We start from the raw sequence: 12,082 nt of genomic DNA, 5'->3' as shown, positions 1-12,082 counted from the left end.
ATTAGAAACCACCACCAACCCTCCTTGAAAATAAGGAGGGGAGTTGTATAGTGGAAAAAACGTATAAATCTTTCCCTTCTAAACCCGATAGAAACAAAAAGCCCGCAAACCCGATTTTCTTCGGGTGCGGACTTGTAGGGTATCGTTCCACAGGAGTTCCTTTTGGAACGGGACGAACATTTAAAAATGATTCTGTCCTTGATTTTAAAAAGATCTGTTTTTAAAACTTACGAAGTTCTCCTAATGCTTAAGCTCCATTAAACTTCGTAAGTTCAATTATGCTTGCTGAAATCCACCACCCATTCTTACCATTTGCAAACTTTCAAAAACCGCTTTCTGGTTGTATTCAAAAGCAAGACTTTTATGATTGATCACGTCGACTATGGTTCCGATCATACATAACCCGCCGGTGAAAAAGTATAAAATACCCATTCCAATCTGGCCAATTACAAACCTGTGTATTCCGGCGAAGCCAAGGAAACCGATTAAGGCTAGTAATAAAATTTCTGATGGTTGTTTTCTGCGGCTACCATAAATCATTAAGAAGTTACGTAATTGCTGCTCGTTTAAACCTGTTGTTGCTTGTTGTAAGTAAGCATATTCTTCTGGCGTTATACCTGGTAACGACATTAAAGGTGATTGATATATATCCATGGTTTCTATGTATTTGTTGTTTGAATTTTAAATTTATTTCTATTTTTTATTAATGTGTAAACTCTATAAAGTATAATCAAAAGCGCTGGAAAGCCAAACCAATGCTGGGAAAAGCTTTCGGTAAACTCGCCATGAAAAATATGGCTTATCGACCTTCCTAAACCGCATCCCGGACACCAACCTTCGTAGCCTAAATTTGCCAGCGGACAAAGTGTAAAGTGATGCTCATGACCATTAGCTGTTGCCAATAACACTAAAGCTGTCAGCCAGAACACAAGTTCCAGTGGAAAGTTTTTAATGTGTTTCATGCTTTCAATTTATATATTTTAGAGGATTTGAGCCGTGCTTTGTTACAGGGATAGCCGTTTATTCGACCAACCGTAAATATAAACCGACGAATTACGATTAACACCCGAAGAATAACGAACAAACTTAAAAAACCTTTAACAAAGTTTGCGGTTAAATATAAAAGATAAGCTTATTTTTGTGCCTTGAACATTCGTGATTTAATAACCCGTTACAAAAACGACGAAAGGGTAACTGAATTTACCAAAGCGTTAAACTCTACTAAAAACCCAAAGATACAATTGAAGGGATTGGTGGGTTCTGCCGATGCTATTGTAGCACTTTCCTCTTATTTTTTACTCCATAAACCTTTACTTTTTGTACTTCCAGATAGGGAAGAAGCTGCCTATTTTCAATCAGATTTGGAAAGCGTTTTAGATAAACAGGTGTTGCTTTTTCCTTCTTCCTACCGCAAATCATTTGATTTCACGCAGGTTGATACCGCAAATGTACTGGCCAGGGCAGAAGTTTTAAATGAGCTCAACCACGATTCGGAATATGGTAAAATCGTAGTTTCCTACCCCGAAGCGATTGCAGAAAAGGTAATTGATCGCTCTGCGTTGGAAAAAAACACCTTGGAAATTAGCCTCGGCGCTAAACTGGGTATCGATTTTATTAATGAGTTTTTAATTGATTATGATTTCGATAGACGGGATTTTGTTTATGAGCCAGGTCAGTTCTCCATTCGTGGTGGTATTGTAGATATATTTTCTTTCTCTTCTGATTTACCTTACCGCATCGAATTTTTTGGCGATGAAGTAGAAAGCATCAGAAGTTTTGAAATTGAAAGTCAGCTTTCGGTGGCCGATGTAAAAACGCTTACAATCGTACCCAATGTACAAGCCAAGTTCTTAACCGAAAGTAACATCAGCATTCTTGATTATATTGATCAGGATACGCAGCTGTGGTTTAAGGATGTAGAATTTACCCTTGACATTGTTAAAGCAGGATACAAAAAAGCTGTCGAATTATGGAAAGCACTATCTCTTGATGATAAAAACAAAAACCCGGATTGGATTGATCCGAAATTTGCTTTCAGTGATGAAAAATTATTAGGTGATCATTTACATGATTTTCCTTTAGTTGAATTTGGAAAACAATTCTTTTATAAAACCGACGATCGTTTCGAATTTGAAACCAAACCGCAACCATCGTTCAATAAAGATTTTAATCTCTTAATTCACAATTTAAAAGAAAATGAAAAAGAGGGAATTGTAAATTTTATTTTTACCGATTCGCCGAAACAAATTGAGCGTTTATACGCCATTTTAGAAGATATTGACAAAACCGCCAAATTTACGCCTATCAACAGCATGTTGCGGGAAGGTTTTGTAGATCCAAAAATTCAAACTGCCTTTTATACCGACCATCAGATATTTGATCGTTACTATAAATACAAGCTAAAGAAAGGTTATCAAAAAAGTCAGGCGATTACGCTGAAAGATCTCCGTGAGCTAAAATCTGGCGATTATGTAACCCACATTGATCATGGTATTGGAAAATATGCCGGATTGGAAAAGGTTGAAGTAAACGGCAAGACGCAGGAAATGATCCGCTTGATTTATGCCGATAATGATTTGCTTTATGTAAACATCAACTCTCTAAATCGCATTGCGAAATACAGTGGTAAAGAAAGCGGCGTACCGAAAATGAATAAACTAGGTACCGACGCCTGGGATAAACTCAAAAAAACCACAAAAAAAAAAGTTAAAGACATTGCCCGCGATTTGATTAAGCTTTATGCTTTACGCAAAACACAAGCAGGAACGGCTTTTTCTCCTGATGGCTATTTACAGACCGAACTCGAAGCATCTTTCATTTATGAAGATACGCCAGATCAGTTGAAAGCAACGCAGGATGTGAAAAGGGATATGGAAGCACCACACCCAATGGATCGTTTGGTTTGTGGTGATGTTGGTTTTGGTAAAACAGAAATTGCTGTTCGTGCTGCTTTTAAAGCCGTTGCTGAAGGAAAACAGGCTGCAATTCTGGTTCCGACTACCATTTTAGCTTTACAGCATTTCAAAACATTTTCTTCACGTTTAAAAGATTTCCCGGTTACGGTAGATTATATTAATCGCTTTAAAACCAACAAGCAGATAAAAGATACTTTAGCTGAAGCTGCTGCCGGAAAAGTTGATATTCTCATCGGTACACATCGTTTGTTGAGTAAAGATGTGAAGTTTAAAGATCTGGGCATCATGATTATTGATGAGGAACAGAAGTTTGGCGTAACGGCAAAAGAAAGGCTTAAAGCTGTTCGTGTAAATGTAGATACGTTAACGCTTACTGCGACGCCGATTCCAAGAACGTTGCATTTTTCATTAATGGGTGCCCGGGATTTATCAATCATCAGTACGCCCCCGCCAAATCGCCAACCAGTAAGTACTGAATTGCATGTTTTTAATGATAAACTGATTCAGGAAGCTGTTCAATTCGAATTGGATCGCGGCGGACAGGTTTTCTTCATCCACAACCGTGTGAATGATTTAATGCAATTGGGTGGATTGATTCAGAAATTGGTTCCTAAAGCCCGAATCGGAATTGCTCATGGCCAGTTAGATGGTGATCAGCTAGAGGATGTAATGCTTGATTTTATCAATGGTGAAAAGGATGTTTTGGTTTCCACTACCATTATCGAGGCTGGCTTGGATATTCCGAATGCCAATACAATCATCATCAATCACGCACATATGTTCGGCCTGAGCGATTTACATCAAATGCGTGGACGTGTTGGGCGAAGCAACAAAAAAGCCTTCTGTTATTTATTGTCGCCACCACTTTCTACGTTAACTTCTGAGGCTAGAAAACGCTTGAGTGCCATCGAAGAATTTTCTGATTTAGGAAGCGGCTTCAATGTGGCGATGCGGGATTTAGACATCCGCGGAAGCGGGAATTTATTGGGAGCAGAGCAAAGTGGTTTTATCGCTGAAATTGGCTTTGAAATGTACCACAAAATTTTAGATGAGGCTATTCAAGAACTGAAAGAAGCAGAATTTAAAGGTTTATTTGAAAATGAACCCGCAAGGGCTTTCGTAGGTTTTACACAGGTTGATACCGATTTGGAACTTTACATTCCTGATGCCTACATTACCAACATCACCGAACGTTATAATTTATATACCGAACTTTCGAAGCTGGAAAATGAAACCGAGCTGGCTGTTTTTGAAAAACATTTAGCCGATCGCTTTGGTCCGGTTCCGCCACAGGTAAAAACGATGTTAAGTGTGGTCAGGTTGCAATGGTTAGGCAAAAAGTTGGGTTTCGAGAAGATCAGCTTTAAGAAAAATAGTTTACGCGGATATTTCCTGAGCGATAAACAATCTGCTTATTTCGATTCGAATACTTTTACGAAGATTTTAACTTTCGCACAAAATCATCCCCGGATGTGCAATTTAAAGGAAGTTAAAAATACCTTGCGCATCGCTTTTGATAATGTAACCACTGTTGAAGAAGCTATTCAAACTTTAGAGCTGATTGATTAGCTAAGTACAGATTTGTTTATTTCGGTGTGTGTGGACACAGACCGAGGCGCATAATATCAAATGCAGAAATGACTTTAGCCGTGGTCTGTGTCTCCACAGGCCACTCATTGCTTTTCTCTTGTGCCTATTACTTCGATACTTGCTTAAATAATATAATTAATGGACCCAACCTTATTACTCGATTTAGTGAAAATGCAAATGCCTTATGGAAAGTATAAGGGCTACTTAATTTGCAATATCCCTGAAAGCTATTTGCTTTGGTATAAAGATAAAGGCTTCCCGAAGGGTAAATTGGGCGATTTAATGGCTACCATGTTTGAGATTCGCGTTAACGGATTGGAATATTTGTTAACGCCATTGAAAAATCAGAATAGGTAAAAATGCTAAAACTGATTCAGGATTTAGATAACAGGTAACTATTCAATATTCGATTTTTCAAAACAGCTCCCGTAGATTAGGATGATTTATGCAGAGAAAAATTTGCACTCATAGCATAATCTGCGGGAAACAGCTTAAATCTCACAACCATTTTCATCGCAAATGGCATCATCATTTTTATTTAACGAAGTTAAAGTTGATTTCGGCTGGTTTGCTTTCCACTCTGTAAAGCTTTGCGTTAACGCATCAGTAAAAGCTTGTACAGGTTGTGCTCCAGAAACGCCATACTTTCTATCCATTACAAAATAGGGAACGCCTCGAATCCCTAAATTCTGACTTTCGTAAATATCATAACGAACAGCCTCAGCAAATTGATCTCCGCTTAAAACTTCTTCAGCCTCTACTCGATTTAAACCAATTTCTACAGCAAGATCAATCAAAACACCATTGTCACCAATATTGCGGCTGTTTACGAAATGCGCTTCAAAGAGCTTTTCTTCTGCCAAATCTTGTAAATTATGCTTCGCAGCTAAATGAATTAAACGGTGTGCATTAAAAGTATTTGCTGGTATGTTGGTGTCGAAATCGATTTTTAAACCAGCATTCGAAGCCATATCTACCACTTGTTGCGTCATTTGTTTGGCTTGTTCAATAGGCATGCCCTTGCTTCGGCCTAGGTAATCGTAAATTGTCTCATTATTGGTATTATGGTAATCGGGATTAAGCTGGTAGCTTTTCCAATTAACCTCAACTTCCGCTTTAAAAGGCAGTTTTTCAATTGCTTGTTCAAAATGACGCTTACCAATATAGCAAAACGGACACATCACATCCGACCAGATTTCTACTTTCATGATGTAAAAATAAGCGGTCGTTATTAAAAGACGGTAAGTACAAAGTCAATAATTCCCGATAGTAGAAATGCATTGCTCAATAAGGGAAAAATATTTCCCATCTAAAACCTCAATAAATATACAATAGTTTGTTAACCAACGAATTATGAGCATGGCATCATTTTGTATTAAGCTACCTAAATCACATTAAAATAATCATGAAGAAAACGCTTTACACAGGCTTGCTTTTAACGGGCCTGTTCTTCGGTGCTTTTGCACAACGCCAACCGGACAATGTATCGAAATTTGACTCCAAAATTCAATCCATCACTCTTGATAACCTTACTGGCAACATTATCGTTAAAGAAGCCAATAAGGTTTCTGCTTTTAATCCAACAAGTAACCAGATTGAGTGGACCGTCACCGATGAACAAATAGGAAAAATGAGTGCGCTAAACCAGGCAACAAAAATAAACGATGCGCTAAGCGACCCTGATTTACTGAAGATTTTTCAATCTTCAGATCAATTAAATTTTTTACCCAATACCCCATTTATTAAAGCGAATATTAACTCAAAAGATGTAATTATTAACTCACTTGATGGAAAAATTTTGTTTAACTCTGGTACAACCTCTTACCGGGTCATCCTAAGTCAATATGTAGCTGGTGATGAGAAATTTTTATTCTTAGCTACATCAGGTAAAGATTTTAAATGCGTTCTTTTCGATCCTAAAACCGGAAAAGATGAATGGGCGACAGTAGTGGGCACCAAAGAAGGAATGCTTAAAAGTTTGCTGGCAAATGCCGCAGCCAACAGCCTGGGCTTAGGTCTTTCGAAACTTGCAACCAAAGATGAGGTGGTAGCTACTGGAGATGCAATTTATGCAACGATAAACAATCACCTTTTTAAGCTGGATAAGGCGAGCGGGAAAATCCAATGGTCGGCCAAGGATGATGTACATCGTTTCTACCTTTCTAACGATAACAAGCATATCATTACCATGCGCAATGCCGGAAGTTTAATTTCTGCTAAAAGAGCGTTAAATGCCCTTAATACTGAAAATGGAACACCTACTTTTAAAGAAGATATTACTACAAAATATGTTTCTTATATCGAAGATTGGGGCAATAAATTCCTTGTAGCTCATTCAAATGGATTCAATTTTTTTGATTATAACACCGGCCAAAAAATATGGAAAAAGGATGCAAAAGGAGATGACATTAAGAAAGTTATACCAATAGATAACGACTACTTGTACATTGCCGACAATGAAATGAGTTTAATCGACCGCGACGGAAAACAAAAGTGGAAAAATTTTATAGAAATTAGTGATGATAAAACCGATCCTGTGTACTTTTTAAATAAAATAGCTAACAATAAGGTTTTCTATTTAACCGGTACTTATGGCAATATGGTAGATTATACCACAGGCAAAAAGATTTGGAAAGGAAACATCAAGTTTGAGCCGAAACTGCCACTTCTATACGCATTTGACGAGCCCACTGAATCATTTTTGGTTTTTAACGATGAAAAGATTTATAAGTTCGATCCGTCAGCAGCAGATAAGCCAGAAGCTTTTGCTAAAATCAAGGTTAAAAATGATAAAGCTTTGTCAACCTTAGGTTTATTTGATTGGGGCGTATCTTTAAGTGGAGAGAACGAAGTAATTGGAGTAAATAAAGATGGCTCAGTAAAATTTCAAAAAGTTTACAAAGAACCAGGAGCTGCAGCAAGAAGACTACTTAAAACAGGCAGTATTATTGGAATGTCGTATTTAGGATTAAGATCTGGCTTACAACAGGGTTTTTCAGAAGCAACATATGTTTCACGGGATGCTAACGGCAACGTAAAAGAAGACTATTTACTTTCAGAATCTTCGAGGGAACGATTAAAAACTAAGGCTGCTCTCAATAACGGTATTTCTCAAGCTATTGGTTCAACAGTTTTAAACCGTGTCGATTCGAGGTTTAAGGCCTTGAAACAGAACAATGATTTTGCGTTTATATTTGCCCGTGGAGAAACAGATGAAACAAATTTCCTAGTTAAAGTAAATAAAGCTACAGGCGTTGAAGTTGATAAAATCGCAATTGATAATACGAAACCGATTTATGAAGTAGATTTTGTAACAGACAATCTTTACTATGTAAATAATAATGAGCTGAGGATATTTTCAAAGAAATAAAACTCAAACGAACAACAGGAAAGCGACTTCAGCCCGAATTCGCTTTCCTGTTGTTTTTATTTATACAATTGGTTAAATATCATTTTAAAAGTTCCGTGGGTTTGCGCTCTAAAAGCAATCTCTGGCCCAAAAGCAAATAATTTGCCTTTGCCAACATTTGCTTCGAAAGCAGTTACGCCATCTTGCAAATAAGCTTGTCCCCATGCCCAACCGCTGCGTAAAGGCGTAGCAGATTCAAACCACATTAAAGGTTTAATTTTTCCTGCAGTAATTGCATCGCCAGTTAATTTAAAAACAGGACTGTTATCAAAATAGATGTCAGCTTCCTTTTCCATTCCCCAAACTGCCGGTTGTTTGGTATCGACAGCCACATTTAAAACACTACCTGGCACATAATATTTTTCTGCAGGTAATCTTTTTTCCTCTCCGTTTACAATTTCCATCATCGCATTGCGTACAGGAAGTTTTAAGTGATAGGCTAAATTTGTACTGCTGCCAATCGTTACAATGTTTCCTCCATCTTCTAAAAATTTCTTCAACTGTGGAATGGATTTATCTGCTGATATTCTACCCAATCGATTTCTAAACTCTTCGGGAATATCTTCGGCTTTTGGTCCAAAGTTTCTTGAGCCAAAACCACCAGCCTGAACAGAAGGAATGGCGCCGCCAACAAAAATAATCACATCATATTTCGACTTTAAATTCCCGGCATCAATATCTTGAGGATAAATTACCGTGGCGTTATAATGATACTGCTCCATAATAAACCGCATCCAGCCAGAAGCCATTGACCCGCCATAAGTATCCCAAAGAGCGATTCTTGCGGCAGAAACTTTAGATTTCTCTTTAGGGGCTACACCCGTTTTTAATTTAACATTCGCCTTTTCTAGTATTGATTTCCCTGCGGAAGAAACATAAAAATCACCATTCTCATTCGAGCGGTAAACTTCTACTTTGTTCTTCAATAAATCGTTAACAGCTGTGTAAGAATCGTTCTGTGCGGCACTTAAAACATAATTAGAACCTGCAATTTTATTCTCCGGAACCAATAAGTTTCCATAAGGATTTTTCTCAAACGGTCCGGTGAAATCATCTTGAATGCGGTCAAATTTCACGTCCATTAAATAAGCCAATGTCCAACCCGCAGCATCGTAAGGAGGAATAGGTGCACCGCCTTCGTATTTAAAGTCATTCGGGTGATCCTGTGGCTCGAACATATCCAAAACATGTGGCCGGAATGCTTGATCTGTTTTAACCACATAACTTCCTGCCGGATATTTTTTGCCTGCTACCGTAAAAGTGGCGGTAGCCTTATGCACCACTATTCCTGTTCTGATTAATGCATTTAAAAACTTGATAGCAGAATTGAAATCCGGCTGATCTGCCGATAAAATATAACCACGGGGATCTCGATTTACCGGTGCATTCATCACCGTATCAAAATACTTTACGTTCATTGCCCTTCTGGCATCAAACTCATTATCACCCACATCAGCAGCACCTGAGCCTCCTTTTTTTGCAGCCGCGTTAATGGCCTCAATTTTCTTTGGGGAGAAAGACCAGGTATCTTTTTTACCTCTATCGATGGAGTTTTTTCCCATTTGATAAATGTTAAACAGCAACTCATCAGCATGGCGCTGTGCGTAGTTCAAAACCGCATAATTCAGTGATACAGAATAATCGATCGAATTTTTGAAATACCATTTGCGTGGCGTAACGGGATTTGGCGAATCGCTATTTGGCAACAACCGCGATGGTACCAACGGAATTTCTGATGGAGTTGGGCTACCTACAATTTCCGTAAGTAGACCAATCATGTTATGAAAATAGGTGGTCGTTCTCAATCCGCCATTGTACCAGGTAGAAAATACTGAACCGCCTCTATGGGTATATCCTGGCTTTGCTTCAACATTCAATCTGGTGTGCATTGCGGCACCAACAGCATCTAAACTGGTTAATAGTGTGGGATCGAAAACGTAGTTAAACGGATCGCGATAGGGCGGGCCTGCAACCACCGTTCCTGCCGGACCAGCCTGATGGTGGTTGTACATGATTTGAGGAATCCACTCTACAAAAAGCTGGCGACCCATGTTTTGTGTTTCTTTCAGGTTCAACATAAAAAAGTCGCGGTTGTTATCATGCCCGGCGTACTTTTCATATAAGGTTGGCCAACCCGAAAGCACTCGTTTTTTAGGATCTTTTTCCCGCATATACCAATTAGCCACCAGCTCTTGCCCATCTGGATTGGCGTGGGTAAATAGAATAATCACGTTGTCCAAAATCTTCATCGTTTCCGGATCTGTTTTCGAAGCAAATTCATAGGCGGTCTGAATTAACTGATGTGCGCCTACGGTTTCATTGGCGTGTAATCCACCATCAATCCAAACCACAGCTTTACCTTCTTGCGACAAAGCTTTTGCTTGCGCAGGCGAAAGCTCTGCATGAGCCAGTTGTTGTGAAATTTCTTTGTATCTCGCTAATTTTTCAAGGTTGGCCGGAGATGAAACAATTAACATGTATTGTGATCGTCCCTCCTCAGTTTTACCAATATCTACAAGTTTGACCCGCTTGGATGTTTCTGCAAGCTTTTTAAAATAAGCTTCCGTTTGCGTGTAATTGGCTAGTTGATAATCATCGCCGATAGTGAAGCCAAAATGAGATTTTGGTGTAGGAACATCTTGTGCCAAAGCACTACTGCTCAATATCAAAAAGGCAAAACAGAACTTTTTAAAGTAAAATTTAGTCATAGTTAAGGTTATTTGTTGGATAATCAAATATAATGTAGAAACTTATCGGTTTTTTGCATGCTCTAAATTTGTTACAAGCTAGGCTTTTCGAACATGCTTAACTAAATTTGCCGATTAAATCATCATCATGACCTTAGACGAAAGAATTCAGAATTCGACCACCAGTATTTTTAAAGCTGTTTTTCCAAATACAACCAACCATTACGATACTTTATTCGGCGGAACCGCCATGCACATGATGGATGAAGTGGCTTTTATTACCGCTACGCGTTTTAGCAGGCAAATTATGGTAACCGTTAGCACCGATAGAATTGATTTTAAAAAACCCATTCCTGCAGGAACTATTGTGGAGTTGATTGGCAAAGTAAGCCACGTGGGTAATACGAGTTTAAAGGTTAATGTGGAAATTTATATAGAGCAAATGTATGCCGAAGGCAGGGCGCTTGCAGTTCATGGCGATTTTACTTTTGTTGCCATCGATGAAAATAAAAAGCCAATTCAGGTGATCAAATAGTTGTTAGCGTTTATTTTAGGTCAATCATTTTTACTTCGATTTATGTCACATCAACCTTCTGAAGAGGAATTACGAAATATTGCTAGGCAATTGCGTCAGCCTGAAGGCGAGCAAGGCATAAAAACCGGAGAAATGATGAATGTGAGCAATATCGGAATGACTAATTCTGCTATTGAAGCTTTAAATCTATGCGACGGAGAAACCGTACTGGAAATTGGCCATGGAAACGGAGGGCACATTGCAAATTTACTTAGCAAAGCACTGGATTTAAAATATGCTGGCGCCGATATTTCGGAAACCATCATTACTGAAGCTAAGAGAATCAATACGGACTTTATTGGTCAGATAGATTTTAAATTAACAGATGGCCTTCGTTTACCCTTTTCAGACGCCCAATTCGACAAAATTTTTTCGGTAAACACTATCTACTTTTGGGAAAATCCTGGCGCCTACCTTTTGGAAATAAAACGTGTATTAAAACCTGGCGGAAGTTTGGTTTTGTGTTTCGCTGATAAAAGTTTCATGGAAAAACTCCCTTTTACTAAATATGGTTTTACCCTGTATGATTTGGATGCGATTATTGATTTGTTGCAAGAAGCTGGATTCAACAATGGCGAATCGATTAAAAAAACAGAGCAAATAAAAAGTAGTGCGGGGTTTATGGTAGAACGAGATTATTATGTGGTTTCGGCAAGTAGATAGAATACGCTACGACTAAGGGAAGAGTAAGTTCTCGTTGAATAAGCAGGATTGTAGTATAGGATAGTTTATTACTGACGACACAACATTAAATACCAGCACCATTTCTGGCCAACTAGCCCCGGGTGAAGCGATACCCTGCAGCAAGGAGGGAACCGACGATGCGAAGCGTATTAGCGTAACACGGGAAGTAATTGTGTGATGCGTACAGGCGTTGCGCTACAAAAAATTTGAAATTTATTTCTTC

General features: G+C 38.5%; 9 protein-coding genes. 5 read left to right on the top strand and 4 right to left on the bottom strand.

Going from position 1 to position 12,082, the window contains the following annotated elements:
• Positions 1–276 precede the first annotated feature (276 nt).
• Both ACZZZC_RS01905 and ACZZZC_RS01900 read right to left on the bottom strand, forming a co-directional pair.
• The gene (locus ACZZZC_RS01905; protein WP_463484571.1) at positions 277–654 is read right to left on the bottom strand and encodes a TM2 domain-containing protein; all 378 of its coding nucleotides are present in this window, start codon (positions 652–654) and stop codon (positions 277–279) included.
• A 5-nt stretch (positions 655–659) separates the two neighbouring features.
• Positions 660–962, bottom strand: a complete 303-nt coding sequence (locus tag ACZZZC_RS01900; protein ID WP_463486454.1) for a DUF2752 domain-containing protein — start codon at positions 960–962, stop codon at positions 660–662.
• A gap of 183 nt (positions 963–1,145) precedes the next feature.
• Between ACZZZC_RS01900 and mfd the strand changes: the two genes are divergently transcribed.
• Positions 1,146–4,484, top strand: coding sequence for a transcription-repair coupling factor (mfd, locus tag ACZZZC_RS01895; RefSeq protein ID WP_463486453.1), 3,339 nt, complete (start codon positions 1,146–1,148; stop codon positions 4,482–4,484).
• A gap of 159 nt (positions 4,485–4,643) precedes the next feature.
• Positions 4,644–4,862 (top strand): DUF3820 family protein, encoded by a 219-nt coding sequence (locus tag ACZZZC_RS01890; protein ID WP_316754770.1) that lies wholly within the window; start codon positions 4,644–4,646, stop codon positions 4,860–4,862.
• A 134-nt stretch (positions 4,863–4,996) separates the two neighbouring features.
• Here the strand turns inward: ACZZZC_RS01890 and ACZZZC_RS01885 are convergent, their stop codons facing one another.
• A complete protein-coding gene (locus ACZZZC_RS01885; protein WP_463484568.1) occupies positions 4,997–5,713 on the bottom strand; it encodes a DsbA family oxidoreductase in 717 nt (238 codons plus the stop codon).
• Positions 5,714–5,910: 197 nt separating this feature from the next.
• Between ACZZZC_RS01885 and ACZZZC_RS01880 the strand changes: the two genes are divergently transcribed.
• Complete coding sequence (locus ACZZZC_RS01880; protein ID WP_463484567.1) at positions 5,911–7,875, top strand: outer membrane protein assembly factor BamB family protein; 1,965 nt, start codon at positions 5,911–5,913, stop codon at positions 7,873–7,875.
• Positions 7,876–7,931: 56 nt separating this feature from the next.
• Here ACZZZC_RS01880 and ACZZZC_RS01875 read toward each other — a convergent pair whose 3' ends face one another.
• Positions 7,932–10,622, bottom strand: a complete 2,691-nt coding sequence (locus ACZZZC_RS01875) for a M14 family metallopeptidase (RefSeq protein WP_463486452.1) — start codon at positions 10,620–10,622, stop codon at positions 7,932–7,934.
• Between the two features lie 127 nt (positions 10,623–10,749).
• Between ACZZZC_RS01875 and ACZZZC_RS01870 the strand changes: the two genes are divergently transcribed.
• Both ACZZZC_RS01870 and ACZZZC_RS01865 read left to right on the top strand, forming a co-directional pair.
• Positions 10,750–11,136 carry an acyl-CoA thioesterase gene (locus ACZZZC_RS01870; protein ID WP_056850596.1) on the top strand — a complete coding sequence of 129 codons (387 nt, stop codon included), beginning with the start codon at positions 10,750–10,752 and terminating at the stop codon, positions 11,134–11,136.
• Positions 11,137–11,178: 42 nt separating this feature from the next.
• Positions 11,179–11,838, top strand: coding sequence for a class I SAM-dependent methyltransferase (locus ACZZZC_RS01865; RefSeq protein ID WP_463484565.1), 660 nt, complete (start codon positions 11,179–11,181; stop codon positions 11,836–11,838).
• Positions 11,839–12,082: the final 244 nt, after the last annotated feature.

It is taken from the genome of Pedobacter sp. AC212, from assembly GCF_979258625.1.
The sequence above is the reverse complement of the archived record's forward strand: the minus strand, read 5'-3'. Positions and strand labels throughout refer to the sequence as shown.